Below are 25,194 nucleotides of genomic sequence, written 5' to 3'. Positions count from 1 at the left end.
ATTGAGGTGAGAGATTTGCATTTTTTCATGCCAGCAATTTGACTAAATATTGAGAAATATCATAAGAAAAATGTTATAGTAAACTGAGGAGTTATGACATTTTTAGGTAAGGAGGGAATCCGAATGTGGATTACTTCAGAAGTAGAAATTCCAGAGGAGTTATTTGATCATCTTGAACAAGGGAAGCTCGTATTGTTTGTCGGAGCGGGAGTTTCTATGAAAGGAAAATCAAACTTACCAAATTTTGATGATTTAGTTGATGAAATTGCGAAGGCTTTATACGTTGAAAAACGTGAAATAACAGAACCGCACGATTACTATCTTGGTAAAATTGCAAAGACGAAAGATGTTCATCAAATTGCGAAAGATCTCGTAAACGTGGAAGGATCGAAACCGAATCCGCTACATTATGCGATTCCAAGACTTTTTCCGAAAGATACGGATGTGCGAATTGTAACAACGAACTTCGACCAGCATTTTACTACTGCTATGCGAGAGAGTGACCGGGATTTTAATATTTACTATGCGCCTGCTTTGCCGACGGGAAGAGCGTTTAAAGGATTAGCATATATACACGGAAATGTGGAGCAAGAAAAAGAAAATTTAATTTTAACAGATGGTGATTTTGGAAGGGCTTATTTGACAGAAGGATGGGCGCGTCGTTTTTTAGTTGATTTATTCTCGAATTACACAGTTTTGTTTATTGGATATAGCCATAATGATCCGGTTATGAAATATTTAGCGACAGGTTTACCGCCTAGTACAAGGCGCTATGCTTTTGTTGCACACGGGGATAATACGTATCATTGGGAACATTTGGGAGTAAAGCCGATTGTCTATCCGAATAAAGCAAATAACCATCAAGCACTTGTTAGAGCAGTAAAACGATGGGCGGAATTAATGGGAGATAATTATATTACAAAAAGAATGCGTATTCGCGATATTGTAACAGTTCCACCATCTGTTGAACAAGAACAATTATCTTATATTAAACAAGCGATTAAAAAAATTGAAATGCTTAGATACTTTGTGGAATTTGCACGTGATTATGGGTGGGTGGAATGGCTAGAAGCAGAGGGAAAGCTGCAAAATTTATTTCGCATGACTTCCCATTACGATGAAGTGGATGAATTACTTGCTGCGTGGCTTGTTGAACAATTTCTTGTTAGCCATCAAAAAGAACTATTTCAACTCATTTTTAAAAATCATTCTAAAATATCACCGCTACTTTGGAAGAGCATTTGCACCTATTTAAAAGAAACAAAAAAACCGATGGATCCGATATTATTTGCAAAATGGACGCTACTTTTATTAGAGACAGCTGAGAATAATAGTCAGTCGATAGAAAAGATTTCCTATCTATTGCAGAAATGTTCGTTTCCAGAGCATAAAGAAATTAGCGTTTTATTATTAACGTTTATTTTAGACGGGAAAATTAAGTTGAAACGAGTAAAGCGATGGGAAGATGATATGCAGGATTCTGTTGAGTTAGAGGAATCAAGCTGCCTACCAGTATCGGTGTTTTCACATGTACAACGCATTTGGGAAGAAAAAATGAAACCACATATTTCCTATTTTGCAGGTCCTATTTTAGTTATGGGACTGGAAAAGTTACAAATGTTATCGCTAAGACAAACAGCTTTACAAAAAAGAGATGGTGTTCTTTATCATACAATGGAATTTTCAGAACACGATTTACAACCAAAAGATTTTACTTTTCTAATCCGAATTATGAAAGAATGTCTCGCCTATTTATGTGAGCATAATAAAGAGAAAGCAGCATATTATATCGCACAAATGATCGACACAGATAGTATATTACAAAAGAAAATTGCGATTGAAGCAATGAGTGAAAATACATTTGTAACAGCTGATGAAAAATTAATGTGGTTGCGAAAACAACAACTTATTTTTGATTTTACATATAAGCATGAAGTGTTTCAATTTCTAAAAAAACACTATCAAAATGCATTAGAAAAAACGAAGAAGGAAGTCATTCAAGAAGTGATGAAACATCTTGAAAATGAAAGGTTCTTTGATGCGTGCCTTGTGTTAGATTTACTGTACACATGTGATGCAAACAGTACGAGTACTGCCAGAGCCTATCGCATAATGAAACGGACGCATCCGCATTTTACTTCGAATCAATACGGTGAGAAAAAAGAAGAAGTAAGAGCGCCAAACATTATATGTGACGTAACAGCTGACGGGTTATTAAAACTGAAAGGTCATGAAATCAAGAAACAAATTTTGTTATGTTCAAATGATGATTCATTTGAACAACGTCATTTTTTAGAGATGTTATCAAAGGCTTGTAAGTTGAATGTAGATTGGAGTATTGCACTTGCCTACCAGCTTATAGGAGAGCAGAGAGTAAGTGATGAGATATGGTTTGTTTGCATTAGGGAATGGAGGAATAATCGAAAGTTGACAAATGAGCAGATTCAAAAGATTATTCCACTATTGCAACAGTTTGTACGAAATCCCGCATTTTATTGGTTGATTAGTAGCTTCTTATATGAGATTAGTAATCGACTAGAAGACTTTCAAGAAAATCAGATTCGGGCAGTGAAGCGATTTGCATTCTCTTTATTCCCGCATATCATGAAAGGAGAGAGCAGTTTTAAAGTAGGAGAGCTGGATTTTTATAATGAATCAATCCAGCATCCAGTCGGAAAAATGACGTCAGTTTTATTGAAATTATTAGCATACGACCATTTATACGATCGCAATATACATGAATATTTATTTTTATTTGAAGAGCAAATTAAGGTTGCTTCTGAGAGAACGCATTTTATGTTAGCGCGTTTAACGGCTGATGTTACATTTTTGTTTCACATTGAAAAACAATGGTGCAGAAAGTATGTGCTTCCTTATCTTAAATTAAATAGAGAACATAAAGCAGTGAAATATGCATGGGCAGGGCTATGCTATACACAAATTAATTTGCCGTTATTTACAGAGATAAAAAAATATATTAAATATGCAGCTGAGCACTTAGAGTTATTGCATCCACATACAAAACAAGTCTTTTTAAAATGGTTAAGCTTTGTATGTATTAAGTGTGTGTTGTACTGGGGGCAGAGAACAGACTGGGTTTATATGATATTTATAGAAGAAAAAGAGCATGACAAAATAAAGTTTCTGAAACACTTGTGCTATTATGTAAAAACATTGAGCGCGCGAGAGAAACAAAAATTTTGGGATTCGTGGTTAGCTACATTTTTAAAAGAACGCCCGAAAATGAGTTTGATCACTGGCCGAGAATACGTAATGTTATTGCGTTTTGTTTTCTATATGGATGAAGTAGCAGAAAAAGGGGTGTACACCATTTTGAACTGCTTTCCAATTCCGATCGAACATTGTTCAGAGGCGGAAATGAAACAATTACTGTTGACGATTTTAACGAGAAAAGAAAAGGTCATAGCTCATGTACAAGCATATGCGAAACTATTTTTTATTTTGTTACAAATTGTGCAAGACGCTAGCTCCATTGAAAATGAAATGATACAAATGAAAGAAATGTTAGAGACTTGTCATGTAGATGATGACATATTGACCGCAATTCAAAACGAAATGATTCGAATTGGCATTGTAGTAACAAATTTTCAGCAAGAATCATAAGTGGAAAGTGGAATTTTAAAAAAATAGATAAAAAGTTATTGACAGTATTCAAAAAAGAGTTCTATAATACGAATCATACTTATTTAATTTCGAAAACATTTGAATAAATAACGTGCAATGAAGAGATCACAGTAGTGAGAATCTTCCTGTAACAGAGAGCTGATGGTTGGTGTGAATCAGTACAGGGGTTATCATGAATTACAGTCTTGGAGCACCTTTTTCGGAATAGAGTGATATATCTTTATGAAGAAAAGGCGGTCATTTGATCGTTAACAGTGAAGAGAGGTAGACGAAGTTAGTCTACAACTAGGGTGGTACCGCGATAAATATCGTCCCTACTGATTGGATCAGTAGGGACTTTTTGTATTTTTGTGGCCCAACTTGAAAAAGGAATAGGAAATGCAATGAAAGGAATAATAGTAGTAGTTGTTTCCCTGTAACAGAGAGCTGGTGGGTGGTGTGAACCAGTACAAAAACAAGTGCGAATTACAGTCCTGGAGCATCTTTTTTGTAGTAAAGAGAAACATCTTTATGAAGGGAAAGACGGTCGATTGATCGTTAACAGTGAAGAGAGGTAGACGAAGTTAGTCTGCAACTAGGGTGGTACCGCGATAAATATCGTCCCTACTGAAGAGATCAGTAGGGCTTTTTTGTACACAGAAAAGGCGGTATCGATTTCATATGATAACGATTTAGTTTATGGATTCAGAAAATAAGGAATTTTATTTCTCTTACTATACTTTTACACATTTGAGGAGGATATGAAAATGGCAAATCATGAATTAGAACAATTACGTAAACAGGTGGATGAAATTAATTTACAGCTATTAAAGCTTTTAAATGAAAGAGGTAGAATTGTTCAAAAAATTGGTGAACAAAAGCAACTGCAAGGAACGAAGCGCTTTGATCCCGTTCGCGAGCGCGAAGTACTAGATATGATTGCGGAGCGTAATGAAGGGCCATTTGAGACATCGACGGTTCAACACATTTTCAAAACGATTTTCAAAGCAAGCTTAGAGCTTCAAGAGGACGATAACCGTAAAGCGCTTCTTGTTTCCCGTAAGAAAAAACAAGAAAATACAATTGTGGATGTAAAAGGTGAGCGATTAGGTAGTGGAACACAATCATTCATTATGGGACCTTGTGCGGTAGAAAGTTTAGAGCAAGTTCGTCAAGTTGCGCAAGCGATAAAAGAGCAAGGATTAAAATTAATGCGCGGGGGAGCGTTCAAACCGAGAACATCACCATATGATTTCCAAGGTTTAGGGGTAGAAGGATTACAAATTTTACGACAAGTGGCTGATGAGTTTGATTTAGCGATTATTAGTGAAATTTTAAATCCGAACGATGTGGAAATGGCTCTTGATTACGTTGATGTCATTCAAGTTGGGGCACGAAATATGCAAAACTTTGACTTATTAAGAGCTGTAGGAAAAGTGAATAAACCTGTATTGCTAAAAAGAGGTTTAGCAGCGACAATTGATGAGTTCATGCATGCAGCTGAATACATTATTGCACAAGGTAATGATCAAATTATTTTATGTGAACGCGGCATTCGCACATACGAAAAAGCAACTCGTAATACGTTAGATATTTCAGCAGTACCAATTTTGAAAAAAGAAACACATTTGCCAGTTGTTGTGGATGTAACACATTCAACAGGACGCAGAGATTTATTATTACCGACTGCAAAAGCAGCGTTAGCAATTGGAGCAGATGCAGTAATGGCAGAAGTACATCCAGACCCAGCTGTTGCATTATCTGACTCAGCACAGCAAATGGATATTCCAGAATTCCATAGATTCATGGAAGAGTTAAAAGAATTCAAAAATAAATTATCGTAAGTTCATATAGAATATGCGAAGAAAGGGAAACAGTAGTGTTTATCTCCCTATTTATAGAGAGCTGATGGATGGTGAAAATCAGTACAAAGATAAACATGAATTACAACCCTGAACCATCTTTTTCGTAGTATGGAGTGAAAGGTGAGATGGAGTACCATTACTTATGGATCGCGAGTAAAAGTGAAAAAACGAAGATGCACGTATAAAGCATCTTCGTTTTTTTATTTTTATATAGGATTATAGAGGCACTAGTTCGAATGAAAGAAGGAGGATAGGAGGCGAAAAGTATGTAAAAAGAAAAATTTTAGTTGACAATATACAAAGATGATTGGATATACCTTTAACATGTTAAATATGGTATAGTAAGTGGAGTATGTAATAAAAGTATCGAAATTGGAGGAACCAAATGATTACAGTAAGTAACGTTAGTTTGCGTTTTGCGGATCGCAAATTGTTTGAAGATGTTAACATAAAATTCACGCCGGGTAATTGCTACGGCTTAATTGGAGCAAATGGTGCTGGTAAATCAACATTTCTAAAGATTTTATCTGGAGAAATTGAGCCGACAACAGGGGATGTACATATTACGCCAGGTGAGCGTTTAGCAGTATTAAAACAGAACCACTTCGAATATGAAGAGTTTCCAGTACTAGAAACAGTTATTATGGGTCACACTCGTTTATACGAAGTGATGCAAGAGAAAAATGCGATTTATATGAAAGAAGATTTCAGTGATGAAGATGGTATGCGCGCTGCAGAGCTTGAAGGTGAGTTTGCTGAACTTAACGGCTGGGAAGCGGAATCAGAAGCTGCTATTCTTTTAAAAGGGCTTGGAATTGGTGAAGAGCTTCATGATAAGAAGATGTCTGAATTAACAGGTGCAGAGAAAGTAAAAGTATTACTGGCGCAAGCGTTATTCGGTCAACCAGATGTTCTATTATTAGATGAGCCTACCAACCACTTAGATTTAAAAGCAATTCAATGGTTAGAAAACTTTTTAATGAACTTTGAAAATACGGTTATCGTTGTATCCCATGATCGTCATTTCTTAAATAAAGTATGTACGCACATGGCTGACCTTGATTTCGGTAAAATTCAACTGTACGTTGGTAACTATGACTTCTGGTATGAATCAAGTCAATTAGCGTTAAAATTAACGCAAGATGCAAATAAGAAAAAAGAAGAGAAAATAAAAGAGTTACAAAACTTTATTGCACGCTTTAGTTCAAATGCATCAAAAGCAAAGCAAGCAACTTCTCGTAAAAAATTATTAGATAAAATTACATTAGATGATATTAAACCATCATCACGCCGTTACCCATTCGTTGGTTTCACGCCAGAACGCGAAGTAGGAAATGACTTATTAACGGTTGAAGGTCTTTCAAAAACAATTGATGGAGAAAAAGTGTTAGATAATGTGTACTTCACTTTAAATAAAGGTGATAAAGTTGCATTTATTGGACGTAACGATATTGCGATGACAACATTATTTAAAATTCTTATGGGTGAAATGGAGCCAGATAGCGGTTCGTTCAAATGGGGTGTGACAACATCTCAATCGTACTTCCCAAGAGATAACTCTGCATACTTTGAAAACAGCGAATATAATCTAGTTGAATGGCTGCGCCAATTCTCACCACAAGATGAATCTGAAAGCTTCTTACGTGGCTTCTTAGGCCGTATGTTATTCTCTGGTGAAGAAGTGAAGAAGAATGTTTCTGTATTATCTGGGGGAGAAAAAGTACGTTGTATGTTATCAAAAATGATGCTAAGCGGTGCGAACGTATTGGTACTTGATGATCCAACGAACCATTTAGATCTTGAATCTATTACAGCATTAAACAACGGTTTAATCGCATTTAAAGGTACAATTTTATTTACATCTCATGACCATCAATTTGTACAAACAATTGCAAATCGTATTATTGAAGTCACACCAAATGGTGTAATCGATAAAGAAACGACTTACGATGAGTACTTAGAAAATGAAGAGCTACAAAAGCAAGTAAGCGCAATGTACCAAAATAAATAAACGGATGAAATCCCCCCTTTACTAAGAAAGTATATAGGGGGGATTTTTTATTCCGCCATTTTAAGATAGTAACAGCCAGAATATAATCAGTGGAGGGCGAATCCTCCATTGATTAAAGTTTCACTTAATCGGAAATGAAGTATGGATAGACTTTCTCTACCTATATAAATAAACCATTACCAATCCAATTGGTAATTTTGGAAATAAAAATGTTTGCGAATGGAACCGCAAAGGTTTATAGTGATGTATGTTTTCGTTACTGGATGAAGTGGAAATATTACAAATTTATTTTGTTAAATGGAAAGTAAGGTCAAAATGTTTAGTAGGAAATAGTTGAATAAATAAAAGATTCAAATTATAATTACTAATATTCTTCATATGGTTAAATAAATGAACGACATGAAGAAAATAGATAAAAAATAGAGATAGACTTATAAAAAAATAAGCCTTGGATAATTAAAAGAGGTGGAGAGATGAAACAATTATTACAAAAGAGCAAACGAGTGCTAAGTAATCACTTTGGGTTCTTTATTTTTGCGGTTGTTTTATTCTGGTTGAAAACATATGCAGCATATGTGACGGAATTCAACTTAGGAATATCGAACACAATTCAAAAGTTTTTGCTTTTCTTTAACCCGTTAAGCTCCGCCATTTTGTTTCTAGGACTTGCATTATTTGCAAAAGGGAAACGATCTTATATTTTGTTGATTGTTATTAATTTGCTACTGTCAATTCTTTTGTATGCAAATGTTGTATACTATCGTTTCTTCAGCGATTTTATTACGTTTCCAACATTGACTCAAACGAATAACTTTGGGGAAATAGGCGGCAGTGTTTTAGCATTGCTACAACCGTATGATCCTCTATATTTCTTAGACACAATCGTTTTACTTGTACTTGTTTTAACAAAAGTTGCGAATCCAAAGCCAATTCGTGTTGCAAAGTATAAATTGTCACTTGTATTTATTTCAGCAATTTTAATTTTCAGCATTAATTTAGGACTGGCAGAATCTGATCGCCCGCAATTGTTAACAAGAACATTTGACCGCAACTACATTGTGAAATATTTAGGTGCTTACAATTATACCATTTATGATGGTATTCAAAGTATGAAAGCATCAACAGAACGAGCTATGGCAGATGGTGACAGTATGACAGAGGTCAGAAATTATATCGCTTCAAACTATGCAAGCCCAAGCGCAGAGTATTTTGGAAAAGGAAAAGGGATGAATGTTATCTATATTCATCTGGAATCGTTCCAAAACTTTTTAATTGATTACAAGTTAAATGGGCAAGAGGTCACACCATTTATTAACTCATTTACAAAAGATGCAAATACGTTGTATTTTGATAACTTCTTCCATCAAACGGGACAAGGGAAAACATCGGATGCGGAATTTATGCTAGAGAATTCCATGTTTGGATTACCGCAAGGTTCTGTATTTACAACAAAATCGCATAATACGTATCAAGCAGCACCCGCTATTTTGGGGCAACAAGGATATACTTCAGCGGTGTTCCACGGTAACTACAAAACATTCTGGAACCGTGATGACATTTATAAATCATTTGGATTTAATAAATTCTTTGATGCATCATACTATGATATGAACGAGAAAGACGTTGTTAACTATGGTTTAAAAGATAAACCGTTCTTTAATGAGTCAATTCCATTATTAGAAACAGTCAAGCAACCGTTCTATACGAAGTTTATTACGCTATCAAACCATTTCCCTTATCCAATTGATAAGGAAGAAGCAACAATTGAGCCAGCAACAACAGGCGATTCATCTGTAGATACGTATTTTCAAACAGCGCGTTATCTAGATGAAGCAGTCAAAGGGTTTGTCGATTACTTGAAACAATCTGGTTTATATGACAATTCCATTATCGTAATGTATGGGGACCATTATGGTATTTCAGATAACCATAATAGAGCGATGTCACAGATTATGGGTAAGGAAATTCATTCCTTTGAAAACGCACAATTACAACGCGTACCTCTCATTGTTCGTGTGCCAGGGATAAAAGGTGGCGTTCAACATCAGTATGGCGGAGAAATCGATGTTCTCCCAACGCTATTACATTTATTAGGTATCGATACAAAGGATTATATCCAATTTGGTACAGATTTATTATCACCAGAGCACAAACAAGTCGTAGCATTCCGTAACGGTAATTACGTAAGTCCGACTGTTACTGCACTTAACGGAAGATATTATGATACAACAACTGGAGAACCAGTAGAGGTTACAGAAGAAATAAAACAAAATGAACAAATGGTTCAGCAAACACTTAAACTTTCTGACCAAGTGGTAAATGGTGATTTATTACGATTCTATACACCAGAAGGGTTCACACCTGTAGATCGTTCGAAGTACAATTATAACCATCGTGATAAAAATAAAACGAAGGTGAAAACAACGCAAGATACGAAAACAGAATAAAGTATAAATAAGAAATCCTACTCATATGAAATAAAGCATGATGAGTAGGATTTCTTATTTTAATTATGAGTCAATTAGAAAAGGAAATATGTGATTTTATATATAATAAGTATAGAGGTGCTGATTAAAGGGAGAAGAGGGATGGTATATGATGGAAATATATGTAATCTTAACAATTGGAAAAACATAACCAAGAGTTAATAGAGGTTCCAAAACATGTATCAGGGGCAGATATAGAGTTTTCAATATTTGATGAAAAAGATGCGGAAATTGTTATAAGGAAAATTCGTGCGTGTATTTGTTGCAGTGCGACATAAGGAGAGGGGAGGCTTTTGAATTCAAAGCTCTTAAGCCCCTTCATAGCAATCTATTTGGAAGGGAGAAATTATAATTTCACATACCGTATTGTGAATATATTATAAACAAATATAAGAAAATCAGTAAGACATAAAATGAAGAAGATGAAAAAACAGTACAATTATTGCACCGTACATAAACGATAATTTGGACTTAATTTTGCAAGAAATAAGAGATACTATATTAGTAGAAGGTGATGTCAATTATCTAATTTTGCAAAGTTAGTATCTATACTTGCAAGGTGAAGAAAGAACAAGTATAGAAAGGGTGTACATCATATGATATTAGATTATCGTAGTGCTGCAATTTTGCAACAAATGATGCAAGCGGATAGCTATACTTCTGTTGATCAATTGACAGAAGTACTACAAGTGTCGAAAAGAACAATTTATTATGATATGAAAAAAGTAGATGACTGGTTAATTACCGAACATCTAGAACCGATTCAATATGTTCGTCCGTTAGGATATTGTTTAGATAAGAAAACAAAACAAAAAGTAGCTCAAAAGTTACAAGGATTGATAACAGTTCAATATGAGTATTCTCCACAAGAACGAAAGGCGTGGCTTGCGTTATATTTATTAACGGAAGAAAAAAGAATTTTGCTGGAAGATTTAATAAAACTCATTCAAGTAAGCCGAAATACAACACTAGCTGATTTGAAAAAATTGAAAGCAGAGTTAGGAAAGTTCAAGTTATCTCTACAGTTTCACCGTAAGCAAGGGTATTACATTAAAGGAATGGAGCAAGGGAAGCGAAATGTATTAATAGCATATCTTTCACAGTTAATTGCAAAGCATGGCTGGGAATATGTAGTTTCTCATATGAGGAACATTGTGAATCATGGAGAAGGAGAAAAGAAGCAAACAGCACAAGACAAACTTCATGTAATAAAAGGTATTTTATCGAAGTGTGAGGAATTTTTGGGCGTTCAATATACAGACGAGGTGCTTGAGAATTTAAGCGTTTACATGTATTTGTTTTGTAGCCGTATTGTGAAAGGGCGATATATTGAAATGGAGGAAACTGAGAAAGCTGTTCTCCGCGAAACAAAGCATTTTCAAGCAGCTACCTATATTGGAACACAGTTTGAAAAATTGTTATATATAAAGTTTCCAAAGGATGAGATTTATTATATTACAACGCACTTATTGGGAGCAAAAGTGAACGCGCAGCAAAAAGAATATGAAAAGAATGATGTTCACGGCATTTGGCATATTGTCGATTGCATGATACAAGATTTTCAGCATTATGCTTGTGTCATATTCCGAGATTTTACAGGTCTTGCTTCTGACTTATATTTACATATGAAGCCAGCTTTCTATCGTGTGAAATATGGAATTGAAATTAAAAATCCATTATTGCAGATAATTCGAAACAGTTATGCGGAAGTATATCATTTAACAAAAAAAGTGGTTCATCATTTTGAACAATATGTAGGGAAAGAAATTTCAGAAGATGAAATTGCGTTTATTACGATGCATTTTAGCGCTTGGATGAGGAAAGAAGGAATCGTTCCCAGTCCGAGGAAAACAGCTTTACTTGTATGTCCAAATGGTATTGGTACGTCACGTATGTTGCAATATCAGCTAGAACAATTATTCTCAAATATGGATATTTTACAAGCAATCTCAAAGAGAGAATATGAATCTAATACATTTGATGTAGATTGTATTATTACAACTACTGAATTAGAGAAGGGATTGATACCTATTTTTATGGTAAATCCCATTTTGACAGATGCTGAAAAGGCATCCTTATTTCGAAAAGTGAATGCTACTTTATTTCGTGAGGATCAAAATGATTCAGCTGATATTATTATGCAGATGATTCACAAATATGCAGATGTGAGAGATGAACATGCTTTAAAAAGGGAACTGAGAGAATTTATAAGTGGACCAGTGCATTTCGGAAGAGAGGAGAAATACAAGCCGATGTTAAACGAGTTATTAACAAAAGAATATATTCAGCTTCAAGATCATGTTGATTCTTGGGAAGGTGCAATTCGAATTGCAGCAAAGCCGCTGTTACAAACGGAATATATTTCTGAAGAATATGTGCAAGAAATGATTGCAAATGTAAAAAAATTAGGTCCTTATATTGTCATTGCACCTAAAATAGCAATTCCTCATGCACGACCTGAATCAGGTGTGAAAAAATTAGGAATGAGCTTATTGCAATTAAAAGAAAGTGTTTCATTTTCTGAAAAACAAGAGCATGCGGTTAATTTAATTATTGTATTAGCTGCTATTGATAATGAAACGCATTTGAAGGCGTTGGCCCAATTAAGTGATATGTTATCACAACCTGAAAATGTCGATCTGTTAATTCGTTCAAATTCAAAAGAACAAATGCTAGAAATGATAGCGAAGTATTCAAATTAGGAGGAAGTTAAAATGAAAAAAATCTTAGTTGTATGCGGAAATGGATTAGGAAGTAGTTTTATTGTTGAAATGAATGTGAAGAAAATACTAGATGAACTTGGTTTACAAGCGGAAGTTTCGCATACAGATTTAGCATCGAGCAAATCTGAGCAAGCGGATTTATATTTAGGATCAAAAGATATTATTTGCAATTTAGAAGATGGTGTTCGTACTGTTGCTGGATTGACAAATATTTTAGATCAAAATGAAATTAAAGAAGCATTGCAAAAACACCTCATGTAACACAGTTGAATAAAGAGAAACTTTAATCAGTGGGATGATTTGATGTCCTACTGATTCTGAGCTGAAGGGGAGCGGTGCCATGTTTGATTTGATTATGAAAGACATTTTAGGACAACCAGCTATTTTAGTTGGATTATTTGCCATGTGTGGTTTATTGTTACAAAAGAAAAACTTTGCAGATACCGTATCTGGTACGCTTAAAACGATTATGGGATTTATCGTATTAGGTGGCGGAGCTACAATATTAACAGGTTCTTTAGATATTTTTGGTAAAATGTTTGACAAGGCATTCCATATTAAAGGGATTATTCCAAATAATGAAGCAATCGTTGCAATCGCACAGCAAACGTTAGGGAAAGAAACAGCATTTATTATGGTATTTGGGATGATTGTAAATTTATTGATTGCGCGATTTACGAAACTGAAATATGTATTTTTAACAGGGCACCATACACTTTTTATGGCCTGTTTAATTTCAGCTGTATTTTCTACAGCGGGACTAAAAGGTTTTTCACTTGTATTGATCGGATCCATTCTTTTAGGAGTACTGATGGTCATTTTTCCAGCACTATTACAGCCATATGTTAGAAAAATTACAGGTATGGATGATATTGCAATTGGACATTTTGGTTCTGTTGGTTATTTAGCGGCTGGTTTTGTTGGTAGCAAGTTTGGAAATAAAGAAAAATCTACAGAGCTAATTCAAGTACCGAAATCTTTAGGCTTTTTACGTGATACATCTGTTTCTATGTCACTAACAATGGCTGTTCTTTTCTTCATTGTTGCACCATTTGCTGGAAAGCAATTTATTGAAGCAGAGTTAAGTAATGGCCAAAACTTTTTAGTTTATTCTTTTATGCAAGCCATTACATTTGCAGCGGGAGTATATATTATTTTAGCAGGTGTTCGTATGTTAATTGCAGAAATTGTACCTGCATTTAAAGGAATTGCAGATAAGCTTGTGCCGAATGCAAAGCCAGCACTTGACTGTCCGACTATTTTCCCATTCGCACCAAACGCAGTTATTATTGGATTTTTAACAAGCTTCATTGCTGGATTACTATCTATGTTCATTTTACCTGTTATTGGTTTAAGTGTTATCGTACCAGGACTGATTCCTCATTTCTTTACAGGAGCAACAGCTGCTGTATTTGGAAATGCAACGGGAGGAAGAAGGGGAGCAATTTTAGGTTCATTTGTGAACGGATTATTAATTTCGTTCCTTCCAGCATTATTGTTGCCAGTATTAGGCGGATTAGGATTTGAAAATACAACATTTGGTGACTCTGATTTCGCTGTTATTGGTATTTTGATTAGCGAAATTACAAAATTATTTTAACTGAGGCAGAAAGAAAAGAGACTTGATTTTCTAATAAAGAAAATCAAGTCTCTTTCAATTAGATACGATGATCATGCCAGAAGTTTAATGGGAAGTGTTCGTCCTCTTTATAGCTTTCTAACTCGTATCCTTTTTCTTTTAAGCCTTTAATAATAGCAGGCACTGCTTTTACGGATTGTGGATGAATGTCATGCATAAGAATAACTTCCGTTGGCTTGTTTGCACCAGCAAGCACGTTTTGAACAATTTGAGCAGATGCTGCATCGACTGGCATTTTATTATATTTCCAGTCTAAAGAATCAATTGTCCAGTCCCACACTTTTAAGCCGTTTTCGACTACTTTATTGCGAAGAGCTTCATTTAATCCAGGCATAGATCCGTAAGATGGGCGTGTTAAAACTGGTGATTTTCCGATAACGCCGGCAATTAAGCCCTGATCCTCTTTCATTTCATCAACGTAACGACCTTCTGTGTAAAGTTTTTTGTAGTTATGCGTCATACTGTGCATACCAACATAATGACCTTCTGCGTGTTCACGTTTAACTAAATCAGGGAATGCTTTGACATTTGAACCGATTAGGAAAAATGTAGCTTTTGCATCTTCTTTTTTCAACATATCTAAAAGTTCAGCAGTGTATTTTCCAGGACCATCGTCAAATGTTAAGTAAGCGACTTTTCGAACTTGCCCGTTATATTGCTTCGGTGCTTCTTTCGGAGCAAGAGCTGTCTGAATTTCACTTACAAGTTGAACAGATTTTGCATCATCTTCTGTACTTGCATGAACAGCATTCCCTAATCCTAAAACCATTTCGGATAAAAAAATAGCCCCGATGCAAAGTAGCAGTACCCTTTTTACTAAAGTTGTCATTGGAATTCCATTGTGCATAATTTTCCTTCTCTCTATAAAAATTCTACTCTACTATATTAGCAATTTTAGGTAGGGAAATGCAAAGAAAGTTTATAAAAATTGTATAAGATTCTTTCATTTCGTCATTGTTATATGGTTAAGTGATAAGGGCTGAATAAAAAAGATAAGATCATCACTTTGAAAATTTCACATACCGTATTGTAAAAATAAAAATAGGAAATTTAGAAATAGCGTCGAATGTTTGTATGTATATAGAGAAAAAAGGAGAGAGAGAGATGAAAGCGATTGAGGCTGCACAAAACATAATCGAAGTTCGATTTCCAAATTGTGATGTTGCTTTATTAGGAGGTAGCGTTGCAAGAGGAGAAGAAACAATAACATCAGATCTCGACATCGTTGTATTAGATAGAAAGCTGCCGTCTTGTTATCGAGAATCATTCTTTTGCAACGGTTGGCCAGTTGAGGTGTTTGTACATAATTTTGAAACCTATAAACAATATTTTAAAAGTGATTGTGAGAGGGGAAGACCAACGCTTCCTCAACTTGTTTTAGAAGGCATTATGTTAAAGGGAGAAAAGGAAATCGTGTCACATGTGAAGAAGGAAGCGCAGCAATTATTAGAGAAAGGTCCTGAAACTTGGACAGAAGAAATAATTAGAAGAAAGCGCTATTTCCTTACAGACGCATTAGATGATTTTATTGGTGCAACAAAAAGGGAGGAGGAATTGTTTATTGCAAATCTCCTAGCAGATTTATTACATGAATTTGTACTGAGAGTAAATAGACAATGGGTTGGAAATTCAAAATGGTTTTTTCGTGTGTTAAGAAAATATGATGAAACATTTGCTGAAGCGTTTGTAGCGGCGTTTGATTATTTTTATAGAACTGGAGAAAAGAGAGAGCTTATTTATTTTATTGAACAAACATTAGATCGTTATGGAGGGAGATTGTTTGAAGGATTTTCGATTGGGAAAGATAGATAATCATAATATTATTATGTAAATTAATTGTTCGTTACTTAGTTTGATGAAGGGGTGAAAAGATATGATTCGTATTTTAACAAAAGAAGACGCGTTACAATATTGGGACTTGCGTTTACAAGCATTACAAATGAGTCCAGGTGCATTTGTAACCACTTACGAAGAAGCGCTACAAAAAGAAAAACCTCTTGAAGAGATTAAGCGAAATTTAAGTTCAAATACTAGTTACACATTTGGTGCTTTTCAGAACGATAATCAACTGGTAGGGGTAGTAACGTTATTGCTAGAGCAAAAAGCGGTATATAAGCACAAGGGCCATCTTGTTGCGATGTATGTTGATCATCGAAGTAGAGGAAGAGGAATTGCGAAAGCATTAATTGAAGCATTAATAGAAAAGGCAAAAGGAATAGACATAGAGCAAATCCATTTAGGAGTCGTTTCCGATAACAACGCAGCAAAGAAACTGTATCAATCTATCGGCTTTAGAACGTATGGAATAGAAAAAAATGCGCTAAAAATGAACGGTATGTACCATGATGACGAATATATGGTGTTATTTTTGTGAAGGAAAAAGATGATAAGGAAAGATTTGGATTTTTTCAGATTTTTCTTCGAATTGATTATGCTTCATTATATAGTAGAAGAAAAGTATAAGGGATTTTAGGATGAAAGCAATTGCAGCAGGGATATTGGCATCGTTTTTTCTTTGCCTTTACGTTTATTTTAAACCCCGCAATGGATTTACAGGGAGGAAGCTGGATTTGGAGTGCTTCTTTACGTTACTACTTTATGGTTCCATTACTATTTAGGAGTAATGTATAAAGGAAACTTAAAAGACCCTTTCAATGATCGATAGTAGCTCATTGAAAGGGGAATACTACTATCTTTTGAAAAAAGATACAGAGAGAAGTGGAAGCAATTCATTTCTTCATTTTAGTCAGTAAAGTTCCCGTACACATATAGTGAAGAAAGGTGATGTACAGCATGTTAGAACGAATTGAAAACATAGGACAAAACATGGTACATATATTGAAGTTTGCAGTTGGTCCCTCGGAGCTCAGTTTACAAAAAGCAATTCATTTTTATACAAAAAAACAGCAGGCCATATTATATAAATATGGAGAGTGTGCTTGTGTTGGAATGGAACTGATAGGTGAAAACAAAGCAAGATTATGTCATATTGCTGTTTCAAAAGCGAATCGTCATCAAGGACTTGCTTCTTATATGATAAAGGAAATCATTCGAATACATCAATTAGTCTACTTAGAAGCCGAAACAGACTATGAAGCAGTTGAGTTTTATAGAAAATGTGGATGGATTATTACAAGCTTAGGAGAAAAATATCCAGGTGTGGAAAGATTTCAGTGTTATTGGAAATGAATATTTCTTACATCTGAGCTGCTTGAGTAAAATAGGTATTTCGTTTTTATCCACAATAGGCGAGAATACTCCCACCTCAAGGAATGTGAAGGGCGTAGCCCAATGAGTAGGTGGGAGATGAATCGCCTTCGGATAGGGCGTGGTTTGTGCCACGTTAACGATCCGACACACGTAAACCTTTGCGGATAAGTTCATAAACTGCACCCGCAAAACTTGAGATATAGTTTTCCTTTTGATACTTTTCGATTTCTGCTACTAAATCAGCAGGGAACTTAATTAATTTTGAAATACGTTTCATGTTTTTCACTACCCTTTCAGTATATACTCGACACATTCTATATATTAAATATATAATTAGTATATACCAAGAAGGAGGTAGAAATCAATGTTGGTCAAAAAGGCATACAAATTCCGTATCTACCCGAATAAAGAACAAGAAATACTGATTGCGAAAACAATCGGATGTTCTCGGTTTGTATTCAATCACTTTTTAGAGAAGTGGAATAACGTATACAAAGAGACAGGCAAAGGATTAACATATAATTCTTGTTCAGATAAACTCACATAGTTGAAAAAGGAATTAGTATGGCTAAAAGAAGTTGATAGCATTGCCCTTCTTCAATCATCACTGAAAAACCTTGCTGATTCGTATGCTCGATTCTTCAAGAAACAAAACAAAGCACCACGTTTCAAGTCTAAAAAGAATAAAGTGCAATCCTACACAACAAAGCATGTGAATGGAAATATTGCCATTGTAGACAACAAAATCAAGTTACCTAAACTTGGATTTGTTAGGTTTGCGAAAAGTCGTGAAGTAGAAGGACGTATTCTTCATGCTACAATGAGAAGAAATCCAAGTGGTAAGTATTTTGTATCCATTCTTGCTGAAACAAACGTTCAAGGACTTCCTAAAACTGGGTCGTCTGTTGGTGTGGATGTGGGTCTGAAAGATTTTGCGATTCTTTCAACGGGAGAAGTATTTAGCAATCCTAAATGGTTTCGCAAACTGGAAGAAAAATTAGCGAAAGCACAGCGTGTTCTTTCCAGACGACAGGAATTGGCATTAAAACGAAAATGTAAACTGGATGAAGCAAAAAACTATCAAAAGCAAAAACGTAAAGTAGCTTGCATCCATGAGAACATCATGAATGCAAGAACAGACTATTTGCAAAAAATCTCTACTTATATTGTCAAAAACCACGACATCATTGGTATGGAAGATTTGCAAGTGTCAAATATGTTGAAGAATCATAAGTTAGCTAAAGCCATTAGTGAAGTGAGTTGGTCGCAATTCAGAACGATGTTAGCGTACAAGGCAAGATGGTACGGTAAACAAGTAGTTACTGTATCTAAAACATTTGCAAGTTCTCAATTGTGTTCAGTTTGTGGCTACCAAAATAAAGACGTTAAGAATCTTAAACTTAGAGAATGGACTTGCCCTAAATGTAATAGTCATCACGATAGAGATATTAACGCAGGACAAAATCTTAAAAATGAAGCAATAAGACTTCTAACCGTAGGGACTACGGGGATATCCTAATCAATAACTAACCGATAGGTTGGTGTTCTTAGGAATCTCCCACTTCAAACAGACCGTAAGGTCGTTAAGTGGTGAGTAGTTCAATATTAAGTCATAACAGTACGTTCCTAAAGTACTTTACATACACTTTAGGAGAGTATTTTTTTCAGCGTCTCTAAATTTACTTTTCACAATATACATGATAAGAATTTTATCTTCTAACAGATAAAAAATTAAGAAAAATATGATGAAATGTAAAATATGAGTTTATGTAAGATTTACGATAAAATGACCGGAGGAATCATGATGAAAATAAATGATATAGTAGCGGAAACAGATTTCCCAAATACCATTGAAACGATCACAAATGATTTAAGGAAATTAGGGATACAGAAAGGAATGACAGTGATTGTACATTCTTCGCTTAGTTCAATAGGATGGGTGTGCGGTGGAGCAGTTGCGGTGGTGGAAGCATTAATGAACGTAATTACGGAAGAGGGAACGATTGTAATGCCAACGCAAACATCTGATTTGTCGGATCCAAAAAATTGGGCTCGACCACCAGTTCCAAAAAACTGGTGGTCCATAATTCGTGAGAATGTGCCTGCCTTTCATCCGGATATTACTCCAACAAGAGCGATGGGGAAAATTGTAGAGTGTTTTCGTACATACCCAAATGTAAAGCGAAGTAGTCATCCGTTAAATAGTTTCGCTGCTTGGGGGAAACATGCAGAATGGATTACAGCGGACCATTCACTGTCATTTAGTTTCGGTGAAGCATCTCCATTAAAGAAAATATATGATTTAGATGGATATGTATTATTAATAGGAGTTGGCTATGATTCGAATACATCTATTCATTTATCAGAAATACGTGCTGGGGCGTGTGAATTTATAAAAGAAGGAGCGCCTATTATTGAAAATGGGGTTAGCGTCTGGAAAGAGTTTGATGAAATAGACTATGACCCTGAACCATTTGTTAAGATTGGGACAGAATTTGAACAAACAAATGCTGTTCAAATTGGAAAGATTGGAAATGCAACGTGCAGAGTCATGAAGCAGAGAGAGATTATCGATTATAGTACAGCGTGGCTTCGCTCGAAAAATAAGTAAGGGATGATTCAAATGAAGGGGAAAAAGATAATAATTACAAGCGGTGGTTGTCTGGAAAAATGGGATCAAGTGCGCGGACATACAAATTTAGCAAAAGGAACAATCGGAAGGCTACTTGCAGAAGAAGCGATGGAAAAAGGAGCACATGTTATATATTTACATGGCTATTTTGCTGAAAAACCGGTCGCAACAAATGTACAATTAGAATTACATCCTTTTGAAGGAATTATCGATTTACAGAATAAAATGAAAAGCATTATGACCCATGACAAAATTGACGCTGTTATTATGGCTGCGGCTGGATCGGATTGGATTGTTGAAAAAATTTGTGATCAAGAAGGAAATGTACTTAACATGAACGGAAAGATTTCTAGTGATATAGCGCCAGTCATTCATTTTCAAAAAGCACCTAAAATATTAAAACAAATTAAACAATGGGATCCAGAAACGCTTTTAGTTGGATTTAAACTTGAAAGCGATATCAGTGAAGAGGAATTAATTCAGCGTGCCAGCATGAGAATGAAAGACGCAAAGGCCAATATAATGATTGCCAACTCATCGCATTCGTTACATTCACGCGGAGCTTATCATTATGTAATTGGAGAAGATGGCTATGTCCAGCTATGTGAGGGAAAAGATGAGACTGCCAAAGAGATTATAAAACGTCTAGCCTACTTATGTTCCTCTAGAGAAAGAAGCTTTAGTAAATAATATAAATGGGGGTACGTATATGGAGCCATTATTAAAAGAAGCGATTCGCTTGCGAATGGAAAGGGAATAAAAGGTGGGATGATATGAATCAAGCTATTGCATATAAGAGAAGTTTTGTTGATTTTCTATTTTACTCCTGTGAATAATTGGATATAATCCTCTCAAAACAAAGTTGACTTATCGGAAAGGTTTGTATAATATATAGTTAATTCAATAATATATTGCTGATTGGAAAAACCAAAGGCATTTCATTCATTTATGAAATGCCTTTGGTTTTTTTGTTATATCATTTCTTAATTCATTCATTTTAAGGAGGGCGAATGTGTGACAGTTTCCATTCAAGGCGTTACGAAATCTTTTGTGAAATCCTCTGGAAGTGTTCGAGTGTTAGAGGATATTCAGTTACAAATAAATAAAGGAGATTTTGTAACTATAATTGGCCCAAGCGGGTGTGGAAAAAGTACTTTATTAAAGATTGTAGCAGGGTTAGATAATGATTTTATTGGTGAAGTTTTTATTGATAGAGAACAAGTGACAGCACCAAGTATGAAACAAGGATTTATTTTTCAAGAGCATCGTTTGTTTCCATGGCTTACAGTTGAAGAAAATATTGCAGCTGATTTATCACTTAGACAATTAGAGGTACAAAGACAAGTGAAGGAATGGATTGAAGTCGTTCGACTCAAAGGATTTGAAAAGTCTTATCCAAAAGAGATATCCGGTGGTATGTCACAAAGAGTTGCCATTGCAAGAGCACTATTACGAAATCCCAATGTATTACTACTAGATGAACCATTTGGTGCGCTAGATGCATTCACGAGAACGCATCTACAAGATGTGTTACTAAATATTTGGAAGCAAAAGAAGACAACAATGATTTTAGTTACGCATGACATAGATGAAGCAATTTATCTTTCCAATCGGGTTGTCATTATGAGTCATAGACCTGGAACAATAAAGAAAGTGATCTCTAATCCATTACCATATCCACGGAGTAAGACTTCTTCATTATTCCAACAATTTCGAACGAAAGTTTTAAAAGAGTTTGAGTATGGAGAACTTACGACTAAAAGTGTGTAAGGAGGGAAGGCTGGTGCAGAATAAAAAGAATATATTGATTTATTTCACTTTAGGAATACTCCTTTTATTGACGGGGTGTCAAAGCAAGGCAGTAAGTGAAAAAAATGAGAAGGGAGATCTAACAATTCAAATTGGTATACAGCAAGGGTTAAGTCCACTATTACTCGCACAGAAAAAGGGATGGTTTGAAGAAGAGTTTGAAAAAGTTGGTGTAAAAGTAAAGTGGACGGAATTTCAAAGTGGTCCTCCTTATTTTGAAGCGATTGCCTCAAATCGTTTAGACTTTGGGGAAGTTGGAAACTCACCGGTTATCTCCGCACAAGCTGCGAATATTGAATTCACAGAAATTGCAAATACGAGCTATGCAAGAAAAGGTACAGGGATTCTTGTGAAAAAAGATAGCAAAATTACAAGTATAAAAGATTTAAAAGGGAAAAAAGTTGCCGTGGCAAAAGGAAGTAGCGCATTTAATTTATTATACCGTGCGTTAGAGAAAGAAGGATTAGATGCAAAAGATGTCGGTGTTATTCAGCTACAACCTGATGAAGCACAGCCAGCTTTTGAATCAGGATCGGTAGATGCATGGGCAATCTGGGATCCATTTATATCATTACATACATTAAAAAAGGGGGCAAAGGTGATTGTAGATGGTGATACATTAAACATCCCATCACCAGAATTTATTGTTGCAAGAACAAAGTTTGCGAAAGAACACCCAGAACTCGTTGTGACGTTTCTGAAAGTATATGAAAAAGCGCGAGTGTGGCAGGAGTCTCATTTTGAAGAGGCAGTCAATATTTATGCTTCCGCAAAGAAAATTGATCCTGAAATTGTAAAAGAAGTATTTCATCACGACAAACCTATTTTAGTACCAATTACGAAAGACATTATAAAAGAACAGCAAAAGACGGCTGATTTTCAATATAAACTGCATTCTATTAAAAAGAAAATTAAGCCTGCCGAAGTTGTAGATAATACGTATATTGAAAAAGCATTGAAATCGGAGTAAAGGGGTGTTAGAAAATGGAAGGCGCGAAAACGATAGTTGAGACAGCAGAAGTAAAACTAGCTCAAAAGCAAGAAATGGCTCATTCTCGTAAAAAGAATGTTTCTCTCTTGATACGAGCAATTATTATACCGACTATCGTATTGCTGATTTGGCAATTCGCAGGATTTTTGGAGCTTGTTTCTAAAACAGTTTTACCGACACCGTGGGATATTTTTCTAGCTTTTCAGAGCCTTGTTCAGACGGGGGAATTGTTTAATCATTTAAGTATTAGTGTGTTTCGAGCAGCTGTTGGCTTTTTCATTGGCGGTAGTCTAGGGGTTGTTTTAGGAACAATTGTTGGTTTTTCAACAAGAAGCGAGCAATATTTAGATCCTTCGATACAAATGCTCAGAACTGTACCACATTTAGCTGTGGCACCATTATTTGTTTTATGGTTTGGGTTTGGCGAAACATCAAAAGTATTACTGATTGCCGATGGGGCTTTTTTTCCTTTATATGTGAATACGTTTTTAGGAATTCGTGGTGTAGACTCCAAGTTATTTGATGTTGCTAGAGTATTAGAATTTAGTAAAAGGAAGTTAATTACAAAGCTCATTATACCGGCTGCCTTACCAAATTTATTATTAGGTGCCAGATTATCTCTAGGTGTTGCATGGGTGAGCTTAGTGGTAGCGGAACTTATGGGCTCAACGGAAGGAATTGGCTATATGATTATGGATGCGAGACAATTTTCTAATACAGATATTGTTTTTGTAGGAATTATTATTTTTGCATTTGTAGGGAAATTTTCAGATTCACTCGTTCGTTTATTGGAAGTGAGATGTTTGAAATGGAGGGATAATTATAAAGGAGAGTCTGGAGTTTAAAGAGTCGAATCGGAAATGAATCAGAGTATATATAGTGAGATTTTTATAAGTCGCAAGTTAAAGGAGAACGTAAAACGAAAAAGGGGTGTATGAAGAAATGGAAATATTATGGTTTATTCCAGCTTATGGTGATGGCAGGTATTTAGGTACGACAAAAAGAGGGAGAGCTGCTGAATACGGATATTATAAGCAAGTTGCACAAGCAGCTGATTATTTAGGATATAGCGGTGTATTACTTCCTACGGGACAAGGATGTGAAGACCCTTGGGTGTTAGCTTCAGCACTTGCTGCTGAAACGGAAAAATTACGTTTTTTAGTTGCGGTAAGGCCAGGGATTATGTCACCAACAGTTGCAGCGAGAATGGCGTCAACATTTGATCGGATTTCAGATGGACGTCTTCTTATTAATGTTGTAGCGGGAGGAGATCCAGTTGAACTACAGGGAGATGGCCTATTTTTAGATCATGATGCAAGGTATGATGCTACAGATGAGTTTTTAAAGGTTTGGAAATCAGTTTTGCAAGGGGAACAAGTCTCTTTAGAAGGAGAATATATTCAAGTAAAAGATAGTAAAGTTGTGTTTCCACCTGTTCAATCTCCGCATCCGCCGATTTACTTTGGTGGATCATCAGATGCTGGAAAAGCTGTAGCAGCAGAACATTGTGATGTATATTTAACATGGGGAGAACAGCCAGCGCAGGTAGAACAAAAAATAAAAGAAGTAAAAAAATTGGCGGAAGCAAAAGGGCGTACAGTTCGCTTCGGTATCCGGTTACATGTCATCGTAAGAGAGACAGAAGAAGAAGCTTGGAAAGATGCGGAACGATGTATTCAATATGTAGACGATGCCACAATTGAACTCGCTCAAAAAACATTTGCACGTTATGAATCAGTTGGACAAAAGCGTATGACACGTTTAAATAAAGGAACGAGAGAGGCCTTGGAGATTAGCCCGAATTTATGGGCTGGTATTGGATTAATACGGGGAGGCGCTGGAACAGCTCTTGTTGGGGATCCACATACAGTGGCGAAGAGAATAAAAGAATATGAAGAACTAGGTATAGATACATTTATTTTATCTGGTTACCCACATTTAGAAGAAGCCTATCAAGTAGCTGAACTGCTATTTCCGCTTTTACCGGTATCCCAAAATGAGAAAGATAAAATTGTTGGAGAAATGATTGCGGATGCCTATGCATTAGAAAAGAAATAATTGAGTAATAAAAACAAACCGGCAAGCTGCTATCTTGCCGGTTTTCATCGTAAAAGACGAAAAAATATGATAAAATAAAAAGGTAACTTATGGTATGGTTGGGTGTTCAATTATCACTTCTCCACATAGAAGGGGGGTGATAATTT

At 35.5% G+C, this 25,194-nt stretch carries 18 protein-coding genes, 2 pseudogenes and 2 other annotated features; of the genes and pseudogenes, 18 read left to right on the top strand and 2 right to left on the bottom strand.

Features of this window, described 5'->3' with window-relative positions:
- Nucleotides 1-93: 93 nt before the first annotated feature.
- From BCER98_RS10330 to BCER98_RS10300, 7 genes are all read left to right on the top strand, one after another.
- Complete coding sequence (locus tag BCER98_RS10330; RefSeq protein WP_041809784.1) at nt 94-3,624, top strand: DUF4020 domain-containing protein; 3,531 nt, start codon at nt 94-96, stop codon at nt 3,622-3,624.
- A gap of 108 nt (nt 3,625-3,732) precedes the next feature.
- Nucleotides 3,733-3,964 (top strand) — a binding site (T-box leader).
- A 55-nt stretch (nt 3,965-4,019) separates the two neighbouring features.
- Nucleotides 4,020-4,253, top strand: a binding site (T-box leader).
- A gap of 138 nt (nt 4,254-4,391) precedes the next feature.
- The gene (locus tag BCER98_RS10325; protein WP_012094479.1) at nt 4,392-5,468 is read left to right on the top strand and encodes a bifunctional 3-deoxy-7-phosphoheptulonate synthase/chorismate mutase; all 1,077 of its coding nucleotides are present in this window, start codon (nt 4,392-4,394) and stop codon (nt 5,466-5,468) included.
- Nucleotides 5,469-5,874: 406 nt separating this feature from the next.
- Nucleotides 5,875-7,500: an ABC-F family ATP-binding cassette domain-containing protein gene (locus BCER98_RS10320; protein WP_012094478.1), complete on the top strand. Its 1,626-nt coding sequence runs from the start codon at nt 5,875-5,877 to the stop codon at nt 7,498-7,500.
- A 473-nt stretch (nt 7,501-7,973) separates the two neighbouring features.
- On the top strand, nt 7,974-9,947 hold the full coding sequence (locus BCER98_RS10315) for an LTA synthase family protein (protein ID WP_012094477.1): 1,974 nt from the start codon (nt 7,974-7,976) through the stop codon (nt 9,945-9,947).
- A gap of 635 nt (nt 9,948-10,582) precedes the next feature.
- Entirely contained in the window at nt 10,583-12,688 is a 2,106-nt protein-coding gene (locus tag BCER98_RS10310) for a BglG family transcription antiterminator (RefSeq protein WP_012094476.1), read from the top strand.
- Nucleotides 12,689-12,700: 12 nt separating this feature from the next.
- Nucleotides 12,701-12,970: a PTS sugar transporter subunit IIB gene (locus tag BCER98_RS10305; RefSeq protein ID WP_012094475.1), complete on the top strand. Its 270-nt coding sequence runs from the start codon at nt 12,701-12,703 to the stop codon at nt 12,968-12,970.
- Between the two features lie 79 nt (nt 12,971-13,049).
- On the top strand, nt 13,050-14,309 hold the full coding sequence (locus BCER98_RS10300) for a PTS ascorbate transporter subunit IIC (protein WP_012094474.1): 1,260 nt from the start codon (nt 13,050-13,052) through the stop codon (nt 14,307-14,309).
- A 58-nt stretch (nt 14,310-14,367) separates the two neighbouring features.
- Here the strand turns inward: BCER98_RS10300 and BCER98_RS10295 are convergent, their stop codons facing one another.
- Nucleotides 14,368-15,195, bottom strand: coding sequence for a peptidoglycan-N-acetylglucosamine deacetylase (locus tag BCER98_RS10295; protein ID WP_012094473.1), 828 nt, complete (start codon nt 15,193-15,195; stop codon nt 14,368-14,370).
- 257 nt (nt 15,196-15,452) lie between these two features.
- Here BCER98_RS10295 and BCER98_RS10290 point away from each other — a divergent pair, with 257 nt between their 5' ends.
- The 4 genes and pseudogenes from BCER98_RS10290 (at nt 15,453) to BCER98_RS10280 (ending at nt 17,537) form a co-directional block, all read left to right on the top strand.
- The gene (locus BCER98_RS10290; protein WP_012094472.1) at nt 15,453-16,160 is read left to right on the top strand and encodes a nucleotidyltransferase domain-containing protein; all 708 of its coding nucleotides are present in this window, start codon (nt 15,453-15,455) and stop codon (nt 16,158-16,160) included.
- Between the two features lie 61 nt (nt 16,161-16,221).
- Nucleotides 16,222-16,722, top strand: coding sequence for a GNAT family N-acetyltransferase (locus BCER98_RS10285; protein WP_012094471.1), 501 nt, complete (start codon nt 16,222-16,224; stop codon nt 16,720-16,722).
- Between the two features lie 100 nt (nt 16,723-16,822).
- Nucleotides 16,823-17,001, top strand: a pseudogene (locus tag BCER98_RS21830) (multidrug resistance efflux transporter family protein); the annotation flags it as partial.
- Nucleotides 17,002-17,141: 140 nt separating this feature from the next.
- A complete protein-coding gene (locus tag BCER98_RS10280) occupies nt 17,142-17,537 on the top strand; it encodes a GNAT family N-acetyltransferase (RefSeq protein ID WP_012094469.1) in 396 nt (131 codons plus the stop codon).
- A 154-nt stretch (nt 17,538-17,691) separates the two neighbouring features.
- Here the strand turns inward: BCER98_RS10280 and BCER98_RS22515 are convergent, their stop codons facing one another.
- The gene (locus BCER98_RS22515; protein ID WP_164468619.1) at nt 17,692-17,835 is read right to left on the bottom strand and encodes a hypothetical protein; all 144 of its coding nucleotides are present in this window, start codon (nt 17,833-17,835) and stop codon (nt 17,692-17,694) included.
- 87 nt (nt 17,836-17,922) lie between these two features.
- On the opposite strand from BCER98_RS22515, the pseudogene tnpB reads away from it, so the two are divergent.
- The 7 genes and pseudogenes from tnpB to ssuD all read left to right on the top strand — a co-directional run bounded on the left by tnpB (nt 17,923) and on the right by ssuD (nt 25,048).
- Nucleotides 17,923-19,077, top strand: a pseudogene (tnpB, locus tag BCER98_RS10275) (IS200/IS605 family element RNA-guided endonuclease TnpB).
- Between the two features lie 285 nt (nt 19,078-19,362).
- The gene (locus BCER98_RS10270; protein WP_041809781.1) at nt 19,363-20,169 is read left to right on the top strand and encodes an aminoglycoside N(3)-acetyltransferase; all 807 of its coding nucleotides are present in this window, start codon (nt 19,363-19,365) and stop codon (nt 20,167-20,169) included.
- A 12-nt stretch (nt 20,170-20,181) separates the two neighbouring features.
- Entirely contained in the window at nt 20,182-20,880 is a 699-nt protein-coding gene (locus BCER98_RS10265) for a phosphopantothenoylcysteine decarboxylase domain-containing protein (RefSeq protein WP_012094467.1), read from the top strand.
- 324 nt (nt 20,881-21,204) lie between these two features.
- The gene (locus BCER98_RS10260; protein WP_012094466.1) at nt 21,205-21,960 is read left to right on the top strand and encodes an ABC transporter ATP-binding protein; all 756 of its coding nucleotides are present in this window, start codon (nt 21,205-21,207) and stop codon (nt 21,958-21,960) included.
- Nucleotides 21,961-21,973: 13 nt separating this feature from the next.
- Nucleotides 21,974-22,969: an aliphatic sulfonate ABC transporter substrate-binding protein gene (locus BCER98_RS10255; protein ID WP_012094465.1), complete on the top strand. Its 996-nt coding sequence runs from the start codon at nt 21,974-21,976 to the stop codon at nt 22,967-22,969.
- A gap of 74 nt (nt 22,970-23,043) precedes the next feature.
- Nucleotides 23,044-23,835: an ABC transporter permease gene (locus tag BCER98_RS10250; RefSeq protein ID WP_370684831.1), complete on the top strand. Its 792-nt coding sequence runs from the start codon at nt 23,044-23,046 to the stop codon at nt 23,833-23,835.
- 97 nt (nt 23,836-23,932) lie between these two features.
- Nucleotides 23,933-25,048: an FMNH2-dependent alkanesulfonate monooxygenase gene (ssuD, locus tag BCER98_RS10245; protein WP_012094463.1), complete on the top strand. Its 1,116-nt coding sequence runs from the start codon at nt 23,933-23,935 to the stop codon at nt 25,046-25,048.
- Nucleotides 25,049-25,194: the final 146 nt, after the last annotated feature.

It is taken from the genome of Bacillus cytotoxicus NVH 391-98, assembly GCF_000017425.1.
In the GTDB taxonomy this organism is placed as follows: Bacteria; Bacillota; Bacilli; order Bacillales; family Bacillaceae_G; genus Bacillus_A; species Bacillus_A cytotoxicus.
Note: the sequence above shows the minus strand (reverse complement) of the source record. Positions and strands in the feature narration are given on the sequence as shown.

Coding starts and splice junctions, on each gene's coding strand:
- BCER98_RS10330 (WP_041809784.1), top strand. CDS start 94: ATGACATTTTTAGGTAAGGAGGGAATCCGAATGTGGATTACTTCAGAA.
- BCER98_RS10325 (WP_012094479.1), top strand. CDS start 4,392: ATGGCAAATCATGAATTAGAACAATTACGTAAACAGGTGGATGAAATT.
- BCER98_RS10320 (WP_012094478.1), top strand. CDS start 5,875: ATGATTACAGTAAGTAACGTTAGTTTGCGTTTTGCGGATCGCAAATTG.
- BCER98_RS10315 (WP_012094477.1), top strand. CDS start 7,974: ATGAAACAATTATTACAAAAGAGCAAACGAGTGCTAAGTAATCACTTT.
- BCER98_RS10310 (WP_012094476.1), top strand. CDS start 10,583: ATGATATTAGATTATCGTAGTGCTGCAATTTTGCAACAAATGATGCAA.
- BCER98_RS10305 (WP_012094475.1), top strand. CDS start 12,701: ATGAAAAAAATCTTAGTTGTATGCGGAAATGGATTAGGAAGTAGTTTT.
- BCER98_RS10300 (WP_012094474.1), top strand. CDS start 13,050: ATGTTTGATTTGATTATGAAAGACATTTTAGGACAACCAGCTATTTTA.
- BCER98_RS10295 (WP_012094473.1), bottom strand. CDS start 15,195: ATGCACAATGGAATTCCAATGACAACTTTAGTAAAAAGGGTACTGCTA.
- BCER98_RS10290 (WP_012094472.1), top strand. CDS start 15,453: ATGAAAGCGATTGAGGCTGCACAAAACATAATCGAAGTTCGATTTCCA.
- BCER98_RS10285 (WP_012094471.1), top strand. CDS start 16,222: ATGATTCGTATTTTAACAAAAGAAGACGCGTTACAATATTGGGACTTG.
- BCER98_RS10280 (WP_012094469.1), top strand. CDS start 17,142: ATGTTAGAACGAATTGAAAACATAGGACAAAACATGGTACATATATTG.
- BCER98_RS22515 (WP_164468619.1), bottom strand. CDS start 17,835: ATGAAACGTATTTCAAAATTAATTAAGTTCCCTGCTGATTTAGTAGCA.
- BCER98_RS10270 (WP_041809781.1), top strand. CDS start 19,363: ATGAAAATAAATGATATAGTAGCGGAAACAGATTTCCCAAATACCATT.
- BCER98_RS10265 (WP_012094467.1), top strand. CDS start 20,182: ATGAAGGGGAAAAAGATAATAATTACAAGCGGTGGTTGTCTGGAAAAA.
- BCER98_RS10250 (WP_370684831.1), top strand. CDS start 23,044: ATGGCTCATTCTCGTAAAAAGAATGTTTCTCTCTTGATACGAGCAATT.
- ssuD (WP_012094463.1), top strand. CDS start 23,933: ATGGAAATATTATGGTTTATTCCAGCTTATGGTGATGGCAGGTATTTA.